The sequence below is a fragment of the Microbacterium testaceum genome (assembly GCF_020781835.1).
GTDB classification, from domain to species: Bacteria; Actinomycetota; Actinomycetes; order Actinomycetales; family Microbacteriaceae; genus Microbacterium; species Microbacterium testaceum_H.
Genome location: NZ_JAJGNJ010000005.1, coordinates 256,046 through 272,402 on the forward strand (window position 1 = coordinate 256,046; position 16,357 = coordinate 272,402).

Genomic DNA, 16,357 nt, shown 5'->3' on the forward strand with positions numbered 1-16,357 from the left:
CTCGGCCGTCTACGCACAGGATGCGGGAGCTCTCTTGCCAGGAAACGCCACCACCCGCTTCGATGACGTGGCCCTCGTCTCGGTCGCCAGCGTGCTGCCCAGCCGCGTGACCACGTCGGACGACATCGAGGAGCGGCTGGCCCCCGCGCTGTCGCGTCTGCGGCTGAAGCCGGGTCTGCTTCGACGGGTCGCCGGCGTGGTGGAGCGTCGCAACTGGGCCGAGGGCGAGTCCTCCGACGAAGCCACGATCGCCGCGGGCAAGCAGGCCCTGGCCGAGGCGGGTGTCGACCCGAGCGAGGTGGGCCTCATCATCAACACCTCCGTCACGCGCAAGCACCTGGAGCCCTCGGTGGCGGTGCGGCTGCACCACGGCCTCGGGCTGCCGAGCTCCGCGATCAACTTCGACGTCGCCAACGCGTGCCTCGGCTTCATCAACGGCATGAGCCTGGCCGCGGGCATGATCCAGTCCGGCCAGGTCAAGTACGCCCTCATCGTCAACGGCGAGGATGCCGACGAGATCCAGGTCAACACGATCAACCGGCTCGTGCGGGAAGACCTCGACCGCGACGCGTTCATGCAGGAGTTCGCGTCGCTGACGCTCGGCTCCGGCGCTGCCGCAGCGGTCCTCGGACGCGCGAGCGACCATCCCGAGGGCCACCGCATCGTGGGCGGTGTCACGCGCGCGGCGACGCAGTTCTACGACCTGTGCGTCGGCAGCGTCGACGGCATGTTCACCGACGCAAAGGCGCTGCTCAAGGGCGGCCTCGACCTCGTCGTGTCCGCGTGGAAGGAGGCCAAGGGCGAGTTCTCCTGGACCGGCATGGACCGCTACGTCACGCACCAGGTCTCATCGGTGCACACCTCCGCGATCGTCCGCGCCGCGAAGCTCGATCGCAGCCGCGTCCCCGTCACCTACCCGCACCTGGGCAACGTCGGCCCCGCGTCCATCCCGATCACCCTGGCCGACGAGCAGAAGACCCTGCGCCGCGGCGACCGCGTCCTGCTGATGGGAGTGGGCTCCGGGCTGAACACCGGGATGCTGGAGCTGGCCTGGTGACCGTCACGGAGCTGTCCGCGACCCTCCCCCCGCCCGGACTCCCCGGGCTCGACCCCGCCCTGTCCCGACTGATCGAGGTCGACGGCACCGCGGCGGATGCCGGATCCCGGCGCACGTGGCACGTCCTCGACACCGGCACCGCCCTCGCTCAGCGCGGCATCGATCCCATCGGCACGGTGATCGCCGTCCACGGCAATCCGACCTGGTCGTACCTGTGGCGGGCGCTGGTGAACTCCTCCCTCGTTCGCGCGGAGGCGGGCGAGCCCGCGTGGCGCGTGGTCGCGGTCGACCAGCTGGAGATGGGCTTCTCCGACCGCACCGAGGTGCGGCGATCGCTGGCGCAGCGGATCGCCGACCTGGCCGGTCTCGTCGATGCGCTCGGCATCCGCACCCCGATCGTCACCATCGGACACGACTGGGGCGGCCCCGTCTCGTTGGGGTGGGCGGTGCACAACCGCGAGCGTCTCGCCGGCGTGATCGCCCTCAACACCGCCGTGCACCATGCCGAGGGTGCACCGCTGCCGTTCCCGCTGCGGGTCGCCACGGCCCGCGGAGTGCTGGCGGCGGGGACGACGGGCACGACGGCGTTCCTCGACACCACCCTCGCCCTGGCCGACCTCGACCCCGGGGTGCGCGCGGCCTTCCGCGCCCCGTACTCCACGGCCGCGCGGCGACGTGGCATCGGCGGCTTCGTCGCGGACATCCCCGCCACAGCCGCCGACGAGAGCACACCCGCGCTGCGGCGACTGGCCGACGGGCTGCGCGACCTCGAGGTCCCGGCCCTGCTGCTTCGCGGACCGAAGGACCCCGTGTTCCTCGAGGCACACCTCGACGACCTCGTCCGCCGGCTGCCGCACGCCGATGTGCACCGCTACGAGGGCGCCGGGCATCTCGTCGCGGAAGAGCGTCCCTACGCCGAGGCCGTGCTCGACTGGTTGGCGGAGAAGGTCGCGACCGATGTCGGCTCCCCGGCGGTCCGCACCGCCGACACGGTCGACACCGACGACATCGCCCCGGCGCCCCTGTGGGAGGCGCTGTCGGCCCGACGCGACGACGGCGAGGTCGCGGTCATCGACATGGCGACGCGTTCCGGCGGGGCCCCGCTGCGGGTGAGCTGGCGGCAGCTCGCGGCCCGCGTCGATGAGCTCGCGGCCGGTCTCGACGCGCTGGGTGTCCGGGCCGGCGACAGGGTCTCGCTCCTGGTGCCCCCGGGCCCCACTCTCACGGCCGTGCTGTACGCGTGCCTGCGCATCGGTGCGGTCGTCGTCGTCGCCGACCGGGGGCTCGGCATCCGGGGCCTGTCCCGCGCGGTCCGCGGTGCGGTTCCGGATCTGGTGATCGGCGAAGTCGCCGGGCTCGCCGCCGCGCGCGCCCTCGGCTGGCCGGGACGCCGTCTCTCGGTCGCGGCTCTGCCTTCGGCGGCGATGCGCGCCCTCGGCGTCGAAGCGAGTCTCGCCGACATCGCGCGCGCCGGTCGCGGGAGGGTCCTGCCCTCCCCGCCGCCGGCGGATGCCGACGCCGCGATCCTCTTCACCTCGGGGTCGACGGGACCGGCGAAGGGCGTGGTCTACACGCACCGGCAGCTGTCCGCGCTGCGCGATGCCCTCGCCGCCCACTTCGACGTGGGTCCGGACACCGGGCTGGTGACCGGATTCGCCCCGTTCGCGCTCCTCGGACCGGCACTGGGGACGCGGTCGGCGACGCCCGACATGGACGTGTCGGCGCCGCGGACCCTCACGGCCGCGGCGGTCGCGGCGGCCGTGCGGGCCTCGGACGCACGGATCGTGTTCCTCTCCCCCGCCGCCGTCCGCAACGTCGTGGCGACCGCCGGCGCACTCTCCCCCGACGACCGCGCCGCGCTCGGACGGGTCCGCACGTTCCTGTCCACCGGAGCCCCGGTGGGCACAGCCCTCCTGCGCGAGGCGCAGCGCCTCATGCCGAACGCGACGGCGCACACCCCCTACGGCATGACCGAGTGCCTGCTCGTGGCCGACGTGACGCTGCCGGAGATCGAGGATGCCGCGGCCTCGGGCGACCGCGGGGTGTGCGTGGGCGCCCCTATCGGCCGCGGACGCGTGCGGATCGCGGCGCTGGACGCCGACGGGCGCGCGACCGGTGCCCCCACCACGGACGCCGGCATTACCGGCGAGGTCGTCCTCAGCGCGCCCCACCTCAAGCGCGGATACTTCCGACTCTTCCTCACCGACCGCGAGGCGACCCGCGATCTCCGCGATCTCCGCGGCCGCTGGCACCGCACCGGCGACGTGGGGCACCTCGACGCGGCGGGACGGCTGTGGATCGAGGGACGCCTCCCCCACGTCATCACGACCGCCGCGGGGCCGGTCACGCCCGTCGGCATCGAGCAGGACGTCGAGGCCGTCGCGGGCGTCGCCCGTGCCGCAGCCGTCGGCGTCGGGCCCGTCGGACGTCAGGTGGTCGTCGTCGTCCTCGAACGCGAGCCCGGCGTGCGGCGCGCGGGCGTGGCATCCGCGGGTCTCACCGAGGTCGTGCGCGCGGCGACGGACCAGCGGATCGCGGCCGTCCTCGTCGTGCCGACGCTGCCCACCGACATCCGACACAACTCCAAGATCGACCGCTCGCGGCTTGCGGCGTGGGCCGCGCGCGTGCTCGCCGGCGCGAAGCCGACGGCACCGTGAGAGTCCTGGCCACCGGCGCGTCCGGTTTCCTCGGACGCGCGGTCGTCGTCGCCCTACAGTCCGCCGGACACGACGTGCGCACCCTGCAGCGGCGTCCCTCGGGCGTGCCCGGCGCCGAGGACCGTCTGGGCTCGGTGACCGATCCCGGTGCCACGGCCGCCGCCCTCGCCGGCGTCGACGCCGTCGTGCACCTGGCGGCCAAGGTCTCGCTCGCCGGCGACCCGACCGAGTTCCACGCCGTCAACGTCGAGGGCACGAGGACGCTCCTGGACGCTGCCGCCGCAGCCGACGTCTCGCGGGTCGTGCACGTGTCCTCGCCGTCCGTCGCTCACGCCGGGCACGCCTTGGCCGGGGTCGGTGCGGAGCCCGCGGATCCCGTCGGCGCACGCGGCGAGTACGCCCGCACCAAGGCCGAGGCCGAGCTCCTCGCGCTCTCGCGCGCCGGGGATGCGCTCTCTCTCGTCGCGATCCGGCCGCACCTGGTGTGGGGTCCGGGCGACACGCAGCTCATCGCCCGCGTCGTCGACCGCGCGCGGCGGAGACGGCTGCCGCTGCTGAACGGGGGCACGGCGCTCATCGACTCCACCTACGTCGACAACGCCGCGAGCGGCATCGTCGCGGCGCTCGCCCGCGTGGACGAGGTCAGCGGCCGCGCGTATGTGCTCACCAACGGGGAACCCCGCCCCGTCGGCGACCTGCTCGCCGGGATCTGTCGCGCGTCGGGTGTCCGCCCGCCGCGGTTCAGCGTTCCCGCCGGCCTCGCCAGGGCGGCGGGAGGGCTCGTCGAGCGCGTGTGGGCCGTGCGACCCGGACAGGACGAGCCGCCCATGACGCGGTTCCTGGCCGAGCAGCTCTCGACGGCGCACTGGTTCGATCAGACCGAGATCCGCCGCGATCTGCGATGGACGCCCGCCGTCTCGATCGACGAGGGCCTGCGCCGCCTCGCCCTCGCCTGAGGCGGCGTTCTCGGCATCCATCCGTTCGGAGAGCTGCCCACCACGACGACCCTCGTCCCACATGTCGCGGTGCATGTCCCACTTTCCGCTGCTCGCGCGCGTGCACGGCCGCACGATGTGGGACATTCCCCGGCACTGCCGACGTCGAACGACGGAAGGCCCGCCCCACGGGGGACGGGCCTTCCGGATGCCGCAACTCAGACCAGGTCGAACCGGTCGAGCTCGGTGACCTTGCGCCACGCCGCGACGAAGTCGCGGACGAACTTCTCCTTCGCGTCGTCGGAGGCGTACACCTCGGCGAGGGCGCGCAACTCGGAGTTCGAGGAGAACACGAGGTCGACGCGGGTACCGATGCCGACCTTCTCGCCCGAACCGTCCTTCGTGCCCTGGAAGGCGTGCTTGCCGGAATCCAGCGGCTTCCACGTCGTACCGAGGTCGAGGAGGTTGACGAACACGTCGTTGGTCAGCGCACCCGGGGTCGCCGTGAACACGCCCCAGTCCGAGCCGTCCCAGTTCGCGCCGATGGCCCGCAGGCCCCCGACGAGCACCGTCATCTCGGGGGCGGTGAGCGTCAGCAGGTTCGCCTTGTCCAGCAGCAGGAACTCGGCGGGCAGACGCGTCTCGCGCGAGGCGTAGTTGCGGAAGCCGTCGGCCACGGGCTCGAGCCACCGGAACGAGTCGACGTCGGTCTGCTCCTGCGTCGCGTCCGTGCGGCCGGGCGTGAAGGGCACCTCGACCTCGACGCCGCCCGCGCGAGCGGCCTGCTCGACGCCGGCGTTGCCGGCGAGCACGATCAGGTCGGCGATCGAGACCTTCTTACCGCCCTCGGCCTGGGCGTCGAACTCGGCCTTGACGTTCTCGAGCACCGAGAGCACGGATGCCAGCTGCTCGGGGTTGTTGACCGTCCAGCTCTTCTGCGGCTCGAGGCGGATGCGCGCGCCGTTGACACCGCCGCGCTTGTCGCTGCCGCGGAAGGTCGAGGCGGCGGCCCACGTCGTGGTGACGAGCTGCTGCACCGACAGGCCGCTGTCCAGGATCTGCTGCTTGAGCGCCGCCGCGTCGGCGGCGTCGATCAGCGGGTGGTCGACGGCGGGCACCGGGTCCTGCCAGTCGAGGACCTCGGCCGGCACCTCGGATCCGAGGTAGCGCACACGCGGACCCATGTCGCGGTGGGTGAGCTTGAACCACGCGCGGGCGAAGGCGTCCTGGAACGCGGCCGGGTCCTCGGCGAAGCGACGCGAGATCTTCTCGTACGCGGGGTCGACGCGCAGCGCGAGGTCGCTCGTGAGCATGCGCGGCTCACGGCGTCCGTCGGAGTGCGCGAGCGGCACCATGTCGGCACCGGCGCCGTTCTTCGGACGCCACTGGTGGGCGCCCGCGGGGCTCTGGAACAGCTCCCACTCGTACGCGAAGAGGATGTGGAAGAACTCGTTGTCCCAGCGGGTGGGGTGGTACGTCCACGTGACCTCGAGACCGCTCGTGATCGTGTCGTCGCCCTTGCCCGTGCCGAAGTCGTTCTTCCAGCCGAGGCCCTGGTCCTCGATGTCGCCGGCCTCGGGGTTCGGGCCGACGTGGCTGTCGCTGGCCGCGCCGTGCGTCTTGCCGAAGGTGTGGCCGCCGGCGATGAGCGCCACGGTCTCCTCGTCGTTCATGGCCATGCGGCCGAACGTCTCGCGGATGTCGTGCGCCGACAGCTGCGGGTCGGGGTTGCCGTTGGGGCCCTCGGGGTTGACGTAGATGAGGCCCATCTGCACGGCTGCGAGCGGCTTCTCCAGCTCGCGGTTGCCCGTGTAGCGCTCGTCGCCGAGCCACGTGGTCTCGGGACCCCAGTACACGTCGTCATCGGGCTCCCAGACGTCCGCACGGCCGCCGGCGAAGCCGAACGTGGGGAAGCCCATGTCCTCGAGCGCGACGTTGCCGGCCAGGATCATCAGGTCGGCCCAGGAGATCGACTGGCCGTACTTCTTCTTGATCGGCCACAGCAGACGGCGGGCCTTGTCGAGGTTGACGTTGTCGGGCCAGCTGTTCAACGGAGCGAATCGCTGCATACCGGCACCGGCGCCGCCGCGACCGTCGGTCACGCGGTACGTGCCCGCGCTGTGCCAGGCCATGCGGATGATGAGGGGGCCGTAGTGACCGAAGTCGGCGGGCCACCAGTCCTGCGAGGTCGTCAGCGCCTGCTGGATGTCCTTCTTCACGGCGGCGAGGTCGAGGGCCTCGAAGGCGGCGCGATAGTCGAAGCCCTCGTCGAGCGGGTCACGCTGCGCGTTGTTCTTGGCGAGGATCTTCACGTTCAGGGACTCGGGCCACCACACACGGTTGGCCGACCCCTGGGTCGGGTGGGGCAGGGCGCCTGCGGGCTCGCTGTCGGCGGGGGCTTCGCCCACTGGCAGTCGGTTGTCGTCGGGGGCGGCGCCGTCGTGGAAGACGGGGCACCCGTTCAAAGCGTCGCTCATCGGGATCCTCTCGGTTCATCGGCTTCGGAGTGCGCTCGACAGTCCGGGCAGATCCCCCAGAACGTCACCTCGGCGGTCTCGATCAGGAAACCGCTCCCCTCCGGCACGTGGAGGCACGGTGCGGCCCCCACGACGCAGTCCACGTCGTCGACCCGGCCGCAACCGGTGCAGACGACGTGATGGTGGTTGTCTCCGACCCTCAGCTCGAACATGCCGGGGTGCCCGGCCGGCTCGATGCGTCGCGCCAACCCGGCATCGGCGAGGTCGCCGAGGGCGTTGTACACCGACTGCATGCTGGTGCCCGGGAGAGTGCCCCGGATGGTGTCGAAGACGTCGTCGGCTGTGGCGTGCGGGCGGGAGCGCAAGGCCCCCAGGACCGCGACGCGGGTCGCAGTGACCCGCAGCCCCGCGCCGCGCAGAAGCGCGTCCACGGCATCCGTCCGATCGTCGAGCATGGTCCCACCCTAGCTTCTTTTGAGTAGATCAAAAATGACGCGCCGGGGAACAATGGAAATCGCGGATGCCTCAGCCCGACGTGAGCGTCGGCGTGCCGCCCTCGTACTCGGTCACATCCCCCGTCTCACCCGAGAGCGTCGCGCGGCGCCCCAGGACCAGCATGTAGGCGAGGAAGACGCCCAGGGCCACCGCGCCGATCCCGATCTTCACCTGCCACGGCAGGGTGGAGGGCGTGACGAACCCCTCGACCATCCCCGAGAGGCCGAGCGCGAAGACGAGCCCCACCGCCACGGTGGCCAGCGCGCGTCCCTCCGCGGCGAGCGCCGCCGCACGGGTGCGCCGACCCGGCGCGATCCAGGCCCAGAAGATGTGCAGCCCGGCCGCCCCGGCGACGAAGATCGCGGTGAGCTCGAGAAGCCCGTGGGGCAGGATGAACTGGAAGAACACGTCGGCTCGGTCGAAGGCGATCATGATCGCCGCCGATGAGCCCACGCCGACGGCGTTCTGCATCAGGATCATCAAGGGCCAGAACCCCGTGACCCCGAAGAGCACGCACTGCGCCGCGATCCACGCGTTGTTCGTCCATACCGTGCCGGCGAAGATCGCGTTGGGGTTCTCGCGGTAGTACTGGACGAACTGCTCGTCGGCGTACTCCTGCAGCTGGCTGCGTGCCCCGAGCGCCGCCACGGCTTGCGGATCGGACGAGATCCACATCGCGACGAGCGTCGCCACCAGGACAAAGGCCAGCGCGACGGCGAGCGTCGTCCAGCGCACGCGGTACAGCGCGGCGGGAAGCTGCCGGAGGAAGAACCGGGGCATCTGCCGCAGCACGTTCTCGCGGACGCCCGTCAGTCGCAGTCGGGTACGCGCCAGGAGGATCGAGACGTAGTCGCCCTGCGGCGTGCGCCCCGCCGAGGTCTTGATGTCCGCCAGGTCGGCCGAGGCCGCCCGATACCGCGTAACGAGCTCGTCGATCTCCGGGCCGGTCAGCCGGCGCGTCCGGCCCAACTCATCCAGCCGCGCCCACTCCTGCCGGCGTGCGGCCGTGAGGGCGTCGAGGTCCATGTGATCAACTGTACGCATGGCATCCCCCGCGGCATCCTCGCCGGTCCCGCCCCCGGGAACGGTGCGCGTGCACGCCGCGGCCGACGAGACGCTCACCGGCGAGGCCGTCGCGCTCGACGTGCAGCCGCTGGGCTTCTTCCTCCGGGCGGTCGGATGCCTCATCGACATGCTCGCGGGCATCGCGCTGCTGGTGGCCGGCTCGCTGGTGCTCACGGCGCTCGTGGCCGGCGGAACCATCCCCGACAGCGCCTTCCGTATCGGCGTGATCGTGCTGCTGGTGGCCGTGACGGTGGTCGTCCCGACCGCGGTCGAGACGCTCTCGCGGGGCCGCAGCCTCGGGCGGTGGGCGGTCGGCGGACGCATCGTGCGCGTCGACGGTGGGGCGACCGGCTTCCGCCAGGCGTTCATCCGCGCCCTCGTGGGGGTGCTCGAGCTGTGGTTCACCTTCGGCGGCATCGCTGCGATCGTGGGGATGTTCACCCCGCGCGCGCAACGCCTGGGAGACCTGCTGGCGGGCACGGCGTCCGAGCGCACGCGCACCCGGCCCCTTCCTCCCGCGGCACCCGGCATCCCGCCGGGGATGGAGGCCTGGGCCGCGGTCGCGGACGTGTCGCGCCTGCCCGACCGGCTCGCCGCTCGGATGGCCCGCTTCGTCCGCGGTGCCGACGCCCTCGAACCGGCCGCCCGCGCGCGCGTCGCCGCGGGGCTCGCCGAGGCCGTGCGACCCTATGTCTCGCCACTGCCCGCCGTCGATCCCGAGACCTTGGTCCGCGCGGCGGCCGCCGCGCGTCGTGATCGGGAGTACCGGGCGCTGATGCTCGAGAACGAGCGAGCGGCCGCGCTCACCGAGCCCGACTGAACGGCGACGCCCGTCGCGTCGGGTTGCCCGAGGCGAACGCCCCGGCCACCCGCGCGCGCAGAACCGGGCTCAGGCTCAGGCCCGCAACGTCTCGTGTCGCACCACGACCCAGCCACGCGGGACCGACAACCGGTCGGCGTGCAGCGCGCAGAGGTCGTGCGCGTGCGGGTCGCCGGCACGACCGAGGGGGCCGAGTGCGGCCATCTGGTCGCCGTAGTCGTAGGTGAGGGTGCTCATCGCCTCGCGGGCACATCCCACCTTCGAGCAGAGTCTGTCGCGCATCGCCGGTCAGCCTAGGCGGACGCGGCGCCGGGCCGGCGACGCCGCGCCGCGGCCGAGCGCGGCGGGTCGGCACGCAGACGCGCGGCGGCCCGGCCGAGGATGTCGGCGAGCGACTCGACGTCGTCGTCGTCCAGCGCCGCGAACAGGAGGTGCTGCACCGCCTCGATGTGCCCGGGGAACACCGCGGCGAGAGTGTCCCGCCCCGCGTCGGTCAGCGTCACCACGACGCTGCGCTCATCCTCGGGCGACGGCGCGCGGGTCACGAGTCCGCGCTGCTCGAGGAGCTGCGCCTGGTAGGTCAGGCCGCTCCGGCTGTAGACCACGCCGTCGGCGAGATCGGTCATCCGTAGCGCTCCCCCCGGGGTATCGCCCAATCGCGCGAGGAGCTGGAACTGCACGTATCCGAGATCACCGGCCTCGCGCAGCTGCTTCTCCACGGCGTGGCGCAGCAGGCTGCTCACCTCGGTGAAAGCGAAGTACGCCTCGAGCTGCCGGGGACTGAGGGCGGGTGCATCGGTCATTTCTCGATTCTATCTTGCTTCGAGTTCGAAGCAGTGTTAGCTTGCCCATATGCTTCGAATTCGAAGCGCATACGCGAGGATCAGATCATGAAGGCAGTACGGTTCCACCAGGTCGGCGGCCCCGAGGTGCTCCACGTGGAGGAGGTCGACACCCCCGCCCCCGCGGCCGGACAGGTGCGGATTCGGGTCGCCGCTTCGGCGTTCAACGCGGCCGACAACGGCATGCGCGCCGGATTCCTCCCCATCCCCGTCACGCTTCCCCACGTCCCCGGCTACGACGTGTCCGGTGTCGTCGACGCGATCGGCGAGGGCATCGACGACCTCGAGGTGGGCCAGCCGGTGGTCGGCTTCCTCCCGATGGGCTCCGACGGCGGCGCAGCCGAGTACGTCGTCGCCCCGGCCGGATCCGTCGTGCCCGCTCCGCGCGATGTCCCGCTCGGGGACGCGGCAGCCCTTCCCTCGGTGGCGCTGACCGCCTGGCAGGCCCTCTTCGACGAAGGAGCACTCCACGCCGGACAGCGCCTGCTCATCGTCGGTGCCGGCGGCGCTGTCGGCGGGCACGCGATCCGCCTGGCGCGGCGTGCCGGCGCTCATGTGATCGCGACCGCGAGTCCCCGCAGCCTCGCCGCGGTCCGCGCCGCCGGCGCCGACGAGATCGTCGATCACACTGCGCGATCCCTGTTCGATGCCGTGACCGAACCGGTCGACGTCCTCCTCAACCTCGCGCCGATCGACCCCGAGGAGTTCACTCGCCTGGTGGCACTGGTGCGCGACGGCGGAGTCGTGGTCAGCACGACCGCATTCATGGCCACCCCGGGTGACGAGCGGCGCGACGTGCGCGCGGCGACGGTGTTCGTCCGCGCCGACCGCGCGCGACTGGCCGAGATCGTCGACCTTGTGGATGCCGGGGAACTCACCGTGGAGGTCGACCGCCGCATCGGCCTCCACGAACTCCCCGCCCTGCACGCCGAAGCGAGCGAGGGGCGTATCGCGGGCAAGGTCGTCGTGCTCGCGTCCCGGCCGGCATGACCACGGACCCGCGGGCAAGGTCGTCGTGCTCGCGTCCCGGCGGGCATGACCACGGACCGGCGGGCGGATCGACTCCGCCCGCCGTCCACGGCATCCGGCTCGGCATCCGTCCCCTCCGTCGTGGGGTCGGGCCCCACCGTCCCGGCCGCCGACGAACGTAAGATGGCACGCATGCGTAGTCGACCCCGTGAAGCCCGGCCGATCACGCGTCCCTCGCGTCACGGCCGTCACGGCCGTGAGAATCGCAGCCCGGTCGTCCGGCCGCCGCTGCCCCCGCTCGATACGCGGATCGAACGGTTCGACGTCGCCGTCAGCACGGCGGCCGAGTTCCTCCGTTCCGCGTGGAGCGACCTGCGCGACGTGTCGTTCGAGATCGGCATCATGCCGCCCGCGGCGACCGGCGCGATCCCGCGCTGGCAGGTGCTGCGCGAACAGAAGCGCATCATCCTGTACCGCATCCCGATCGAACGGCTGGGCCACCCCCACGTGGACGACGACCTGCATCGTCGAATGATGATCGAGGGCGCGGTGTTCCGCGCAGCCGCCGAGTACCTCGACCGCGACCCGTGGGATCTGGGCCCCGAGCGCTTCCGCTTCTTCTGAGACCGGCACGCGCTGCTCGCCCCGCACCCCCTCGCGGGGCGAGGCGGACGGTCACACGATGAGGGCGACGGCACCCACCGCCGGGCGCCCGATCACGGCAGGATCGTGAGCTCCCCCGCTGCGGCGTCCGCCGGCCACAGCGGATACCCGGCGAGAGCACCCGGTGCCGCGTACGACACCCCGGCATGGACCGGAGCATCCGTGGCCAACTCGTACACTCCCGCGTCGGCGGGCACCGCGACCGTGCCCCCGGCGGGGACCGCGACGGTCACGGGCGCTCCCCCCGCTTGCGGCGTCAGCGTGACCGACGCCGGTCCACCGGCAGGATCGGCGGCGAAGACGACTGACCCGCCCGCGCCCGGAGCGACGGCGATGAGACCCGGGGTGGTGAACGCCGGGGCCGGGGAGTACCAGGCGAAGTCGGCGCCCTCCCCGAATCCCGTCGTCGACCAGACGGCGCCGACGATCGGCTGGGTCGCCGCGACCGAGACGGTGTAGGCACCCGGGGCGAGTCCGGAGAGGTCGAGGGACGTGGGAGTCCCCGCCGGCAGGGACAGCGTGCGCGGATCCTCCGCGGGAGTGGCGGCACCCACGGCGGTGACCGTCACGGTCGCCGAGGCTTCCGCACCCGGCGAGAGCAGTCGCAGAACAGTGCCGGCGTCCCCCTCCCCGGTGGTGAGCACCTGGACACCCGGCACGACGAGAGACGTCGCCGCCTGCCCGAGCGGTGCGGCCTGGTCGCTGCCCCCGGGAAGCAGGACACGGGTGAGGCTCGCCTGCAGGGATGCCCGGACGGGTGCACCCGTGGCCACGACGCGCACGACCGGGCTCTCCTCGCCGAGCAGCAGACCCGCGAGCGGGATCACGCGCTGACCTCCGGGCGGCACGACGATGCCCGACCCGGCGGGAGGAGTCGACGCCCCCTGGGCTCCGTAGACGGACAGCTCCACGGTCGCAGCCACGTCTCCGGGGTTTCCCAGGACGACGAGGTCGTTCGCACCCGTCGTGCTCGCACCGGCCACGAGCCAGGACTCGGCCAGCGGGGGACGGCAAGCCGAGGCGCTGAAGCCGATGAGGTCGTCCGACGCCGCCGTCGCCGAACCCGCGGCCGCATACGGCGTCGCGATACGGTCGCGTGGCGGCGCGCGGAAGACGGTGGCATCCCCCGAGCCGTCGGTGGTCGCGCCGGTGAGGCTCGTCGCCTGGGCTTCGGCGGCGTCGGGGCCGGAAACGGTGTCCTGCGCGGCCGCAACGGTCACCGCGCCCGCGGACTCGGCCGTCCGGCCCAGCGCGAAGACCGGACCGTCGCAGGCCAGCACCGTGTCCGAGGGCGCGGGAGTGACCTGGAGGCGCACCGGCTCGGCGACCAGGGTCGGCCACGGGGCGGCGATCCCCGCGACTGCTCCGACGACGACCGCCGCGGCGACGGCGCTGCCGGCGACGATGCGAGCGCTGGTGGTGGCCCAACGGACCAGACGACGATCGCTCATCGGGTACCTCCCCGGACGGGCCCGACGGTGCGCGGGGTGCGGCGGGCGACGCGGCGCGACGCGGCGGTGGGGACGGCCAGCAGCAACGCGATCAGAAGAACCGCGATGGAACCGGCGGCCACGAGCTGCTGCAAGCGCGTCTGATGGACGTCGAGAGCGGCGCGGGGCTGCACATCGGAGGTGACGCGCCACAGATCGCCGCGCGCGGTGGCTCCGACGCCGTCCAGGGTGTCGCGCTGGTCGAGCGAGGTCGCCGCCGTCAGGCGCGCGCCGCGGATGACGTCGTCCTCGCCTCCGGGTCCGGGCTCGAGCAGGACGAATCCGATTCCGCGCGCCGCAAGGGCCGACACGACGTCCCCCGAAGACGGCGTCACCAGATCGGCGGCCAGCGCCGCGAGTTCCTGATCGGCCGGGCGCGCCTGGGTCCGCGTCGCCTCCACGGTGCTCTGACCGGTCAACGTCGCGCTGCCGCCCCACACGACGTCGACGCGCAGGCCGTCGGCACGCGGATCCAGGACGATCGTGCCCACCGCCGTCGAGCCGCGGCCCTCCGCGGCCACGAAAGCGGGGAGCGTCGAGACCGGTCCGTTGGTGAGCACGGCGCGCGGAGTCTCCGGCGTCATCGCGGTCAGGGACGGGGCGACCGCGATAGCCAGGGCGACCAGGGTCAGGATCGCTCCGACCGGTCGAAGGACACGCACACGTTCGACGATCCCGGCATCCAGGGCAGTGACGGCCGCGCCCACCACCCCGAGCCACGCCAGGCTCAGGCCCGCGCCGGGCCAGAGCGCCACCGGGGTCGCGTGATCGAAGGAGACCGCGATGCCGACGACGGCGAACGCGGTGGTCAGTCCCGTCGCCGCGATGACGAGCAGACCCGTCGCCGTGATCCACCGCGGCGTCAGCACCGACAGGAGCGCCAGAACGGCGAGCGGCGCCGCGAGCAGCGCGATCCACCACACGGGTCCGCCGGTCAGCGCGCCCCAGCCCCCGGGGTCTGAAGTGGGGAATCCCACCGCCAGCAGCGCTCGCCCGAGCGGATCGGCCGTGGCCTCGTCGCCCGCGAACGGGATGCCCGGGTCGGCGAGCAGTCCCCACGGGTTCCCGAGCCGCACCTGGGTCCAGATCAGCGGCGCGAAGACCACGGTCGAGGGCACCAGCAGCCAGACCACGCGCGCGATCCCGCGCGGAGCGGTGAGCGCCACCACGACGAGAGCGGCCGACCACAGCACCACGACCGCCGGCGCCAGCGACGGGGAACAGGCCAGCACGGCGACGAGCAGGATGGATGCCGCTCCCGCCGGAGCCCACGACCGGTGCGCCACGCTGGCGGCGAAGAACAGCCAGGGCAGCAGCAGGTGGAGCAGCAGCGCGGCGGGACGCCCCTCGACGATGGCCGCGAGGAAGGTCGGCGCCAGCGCCCACGCGAGCGCCGCGGTGATGCGCAGCAACGACGACTCGGTGACGCGCGTGGCCGCGAACCATCCCCCCAGCACGGCCAGCGGCAGGGCGAGGATCCACAGCACCACGAGCGCGCGAGACGGTTCGGCCGGCGACAGCGAGCCGATCAGGGCGAGGAGCGCCGAGAACGGATCCGCCGGGCCCACGACATCCAGACCCAGCGGTCGCGCCCCCCACGCGGCGTCCTGCCACAGGCCGGCGACCGTCGCGCGCAGCGGGGCGAGGGCCCCGCCGCCGAGCACGGGCCACGCCAGAAGCGGGGCGAACAGGAGGGCCGACACGGCGAGGGCAGCGAGGACCGCCCAGGCGCCGCCACCGACGAAGAAGCGCAGCTCGGAGCGCACGGGGGCGTCGCTCTCGCCCGCGTCGCTCTCCCACCGCAGGCGCATCTCGGTCCGCGAGACGCGGAGAGGCGCGATGCGGGACCAGCCGACCGTGCGAACCGTTCGGATACGACGCCGAGCGCGGGCGACGGCGGCCATGCGGGCCATGACCAGGAGGGTGGCGCCCCACTCGGGGAGCACTTTGTGCGGCACCTTGCCCACGAGATGCCCGATGGTGCGCCAGAGCGCGAGCGGGAGGAACGACAGCCAGTGCAGGACGACGGCCGCCGCGGGCGCATAGGCGAGCCGGCGATGCAGCTGAGCCGTCCGCTCGGCGAACGCGCGGCGCCGAGCGCGCTTGCGTCCGCGGGCCATCGCGGCGACGCCGTCTCCCGCGACGGCGATCCGGGCCGCGGGCACCAGCGACACCCGGTCGCCGGCGAGGCGGGCCCGCACGCCGAGGTCGAGGCCCTCATCGGCACCGCCCAGGGCCGGGTCGAGCCCCCCGAGCGCGCGCCAGGATTCGCGGCGCACCAGCATCCCTCGCACGTCCGCGCCGAGCACGTCGGCGTCGCCGTCGCGCTGGCCCTGGTCCAGCTCGCCGGCGGCCAGCTCGACCGTGCGGCCGTAACGGGTGAGACTCACTCCCAGCGAGACGATCTCCGCCGGTTCGTCCCAGGCCACGAGCTTCGGAGCCGCCACCGCGAGCGACGACGAGAGTTCGAGCGCGCCCGCGAGGCGCAGGAGGGCGTTGCGATCGGGCGCGGTGTCCTGGGCGAGGAGCCACACGGCATCCCCCGTCAGGCGCGGCGTCGCCAGGGCGGTGGCCGCGGCGAACGGCGTGCCCGCTGAGGCTGTGATGACCCCCTCCGCCCCCGAGGCCGCGGCGATCCGGGTCAGTGCCGGATCGTTGCCGCACAGCACGATCGTCAGCGCGTCCACCGGGCGCGTCTGAGCGGCCAGCGCTTCGAGGGTGCGCGTGAGGTGGGGAGCGGCGGGGATGCGGCCTTCGGGGCGGACCACGAGGACGGCGTGTACACGGGCGGGCATGGCGTGGTCAGCCTAGGCCGGGCGGTTCACGATCGCGGAAGCCGCGCCGATCCGCCGCGGATCCGTGGGAGCCGACTCGCGGATGCCGAGGG

The 16,357-nt window shown here is 73.1% G+C and carries 13 protein-coding genes; 6 read left to right on the forward strand and 7 right to left on the reverse strand.

Annotated features, from left to right (window positions below):
• The first annotated feature begins 34 nt into the window (after positions 1-34).
• From LL239_RS09740 to LL239_RS09750, 3 genes are read left to right on the forward strand one after another with little or no spacing between them, the layout of a single operon-like run.
• Positions 35-1,057: a 3-oxoacyl-ACP synthase III gene (locus LL239_RS09740; RefSeq protein ID WP_228163278.1), complete on the forward strand. Its 1,023-nt coding sequence runs from the start codon at positions 35-37 to the stop codon at positions 1,055-1,057.
• Positions 1,054-3,714 carry an alpha/beta fold hydrolase gene (locus LL239_RS09745; protein WP_228163236.1) on the forward strand — a complete coding sequence of 887 codons (2,661 nt, stop codon included), beginning with the start codon at positions 1,054-1,056 and terminating at the stop codon, positions 3,712-3,714. The genes LL239_RS09740 and LL239_RS09745 overlap by 4 nt, the downstream gene beginning before the upstream one ends.
• The gene (locus LL239_RS09750; protein WP_228163237.1) at positions 3,711-4,670 is read left to right on the forward strand and encodes an NAD-dependent epimerase/dehydratase family protein; all 960 of its coding nucleotides are present in this window, start codon (positions 3,711-3,713) and stop codon (positions 4,668-4,670) included. The genes LL239_RS09745 and LL239_RS09750 overlap by 4 nt, the downstream gene beginning before the upstream one ends.
• A 197-nt stretch (positions 4,671-4,867) precedes the next feature.
• On the opposite strand, the gene katG is transcribed toward LL239_RS09750, so the two are convergent.
• The 3 genes from katG to LL239_RS09765 all read right to left on the reverse strand — a co-directional run bounded on the left by katG (position 4,868) and on the right by LL239_RS09765 (position 8,647).
• Positions 4,868-7,126 (reverse strand): catalase/peroxidase HPI, encoded by a 2,259-nt coding sequence (gene katG, locus LL239_RS09755; RefSeq protein WP_228163238.1) that lies wholly within the window; start codon positions 7,124-7,126, stop codon positions 4,868-4,870.
• The gene (locus tag LL239_RS09760) at positions 7,123-7,581 is read right to left on the reverse strand and encodes a Fur family transcriptional regulator (RefSeq protein ID WP_228163239.1); all 459 of its coding nucleotides are present in this window, start codon (positions 7,579-7,581) and stop codon (positions 7,123-7,125) included. The genes katG and LL239_RS09760 overlap by 4 nt, the downstream gene beginning before the upstream one ends.
• Positions 7,582-7,651: 70 nt before the next feature.
• On the reverse strand, positions 7,652-8,647 hold the full coding sequence (locus LL239_RS09765) for a stage II sporulation protein M (protein ID WP_228163240.1): 996 nt from the start codon (positions 8,645-8,647) through the stop codon (positions 7,652-7,654).
• Positions 8,648-8,663: 16 nt separating this feature from the next.
• Between LL239_RS09765 and LL239_RS09770 the strand changes: the two genes are divergently transcribed.
• Positions 8,664-9,506, forward strand: coding sequence for an RDD family protein (locus tag LL239_RS09770; protein WP_228163241.1), 843 nt, complete (start codon positions 8,664-8,666; stop codon positions 9,504-9,506).
• 75 nt (positions 9,507-9,581) lie between these two features.
• On the opposite strand, the gene LL239_RS09775 is transcribed toward LL239_RS09770, so the two are convergent.
• Together LL239_RS09775 and LL239_RS09780 are read right to left on the reverse strand one after the other, a co-directional pair.
• A complete protein-coding gene (locus LL239_RS09775; RefSeq protein ID WP_022878762.1) occupies positions 9,582-9,788 on the reverse strand; it encodes a DUF3499 family protein in 207 nt (68 codons plus the stop codon).
• Positions 9,789-9,799: 11 nt separating this feature from the next.
• On the reverse strand, positions 9,800-10,309 hold the full coding sequence (locus tag LL239_RS09780; RefSeq protein WP_228163242.1) for a MarR family winged helix-turn-helix transcriptional regulator: 510 nt from the start codon (positions 10,307-10,309) through the stop codon (positions 9,800-9,802).
• A gap of 87 nt (positions 10,310-10,396) precedes the next feature.
• On the opposite strand from LL239_RS09780, the gene LL239_RS09785 reads away from it, so the two are divergent.
• Together LL239_RS09785 and LL239_RS09790 are read left to right on the forward strand one after the other, a co-directional pair.
• Positions 10,397-11,338, forward strand: a complete 942-nt coding sequence (locus tag LL239_RS09785) for an NADP-dependent oxidoreductase (protein ID WP_228163243.1) — start codon at positions 10,397-10,399, stop codon at positions 11,336-11,338.
• A 171-nt stretch (positions 11,339-11,509) separates the two neighbouring features.
• Positions 11,510-11,941 (forward strand): hypothetical protein, encoded by a 432-nt coding sequence (locus LL239_RS09790; RefSeq protein ID WP_228163244.1) that lies wholly within the window; start codon positions 11,510-11,512, stop codon positions 11,939-11,941.
• 92 nt (positions 11,942-12,033) lie between these two features.
• Here LL239_RS09790 and LL239_RS09795 read toward each other — a convergent pair whose 3' ends face one another.
• Together LL239_RS09795 and LL239_RS09800 are read right to left on the reverse strand one after the other, a co-directional pair.
• Positions 12,034-13,431 carry a DUF5719 family protein gene (locus tag LL239_RS09795; RefSeq protein ID WP_228163245.1) on the reverse strand — a complete coding sequence of 466 codons (1,398 nt, stop codon included), beginning with the start codon at positions 13,429-13,431 and terminating at the stop codon, positions 12,034-12,036.
• Positions 13,428-16,265: a glycosyltransferase gene (locus LL239_RS09800; protein WP_228163246.1), complete on the reverse strand. Its 2,838-nt coding sequence runs from the start codon at positions 16,263-16,265 to the stop codon at positions 13,428-13,430. The genes LL239_RS09795 and LL239_RS09800 overlap by 4 nt, the downstream gene beginning before the upstream one ends.
• Positions 16,266-16,357: the final 92 nt, after the last annotated feature.

Excerpts from the sequence above, each read along its gene's own strand:
- katG (WP_228163238.1), bottom strand. The coding sequence starts at position 7,126 with ATGAGCGACGCTTTGAACGGGTGCCCCGTCTTCCACGACGGCGCCGCC.
- LL239_RS09760 (WP_228163239.1), bottom strand. The coding sequence starts at position 7,581 with ATGCTCGACGATCGGACGGATGCCGTGGACGCGCTTCTGCGCGGCGCG.
- LL239_RS09765 (WP_228163240.1), bottom strand. The coding sequence starts at position 8,647 with ATGGACCTCGACGCCCTCACGGCCGCACGCCGGCAGGAGTGGGCGCGG.
- LL239_RS09770 (WP_228163241.1), top strand. The coding sequence starts at position 8,664 with ATGGCATCCCCCGCGGCATCCTCGCCGGTCCCGCCCCCGGGAACGGTG.
- LL239_RS09775 (WP_022878762.1), bottom strand. The coding sequence starts at position 9,788 with ATGCGCGACAGACTCTGCTCGAAGGTGGGATGTGCCCGCGAGGCGATG.
- LL239_RS09780 (WP_228163242.1), bottom strand. The coding sequence starts at position 10,309 with ATGACCGATGCACCCGCCCTCAGTCCCCGGCAGCTCGAGGCGTACTTC.
- LL239_RS09785 (WP_228163243.1), top strand. The coding sequence starts at position 10,397 with ATGAAGGCAGTACGGTTCCACCAGGTCGGCGGCCCCGAGGTGCTCCAC.
- LL239_RS09790 (WP_228163244.1), top strand. The coding sequence starts at position 11,510 with ATGCGTAGTCGACCCCGTGAAGCCCGGCCGATCACGCGTCCCTCGCGT.
- LL239_RS09795 (WP_228163245.1), bottom strand. The coding sequence starts at position 13,431 with ATGAGCGATCGTCGTCTGGTCCGTTGGGCCACCACCAGCGCTCGCATC.
- LL239_RS09800 (WP_228163246.1), bottom strand. The coding sequence starts at position 16,265 with ATGCCCGCCCGTGTACACGCCGTCCTCGTGGTCCGCCCCGAAGGCCGC.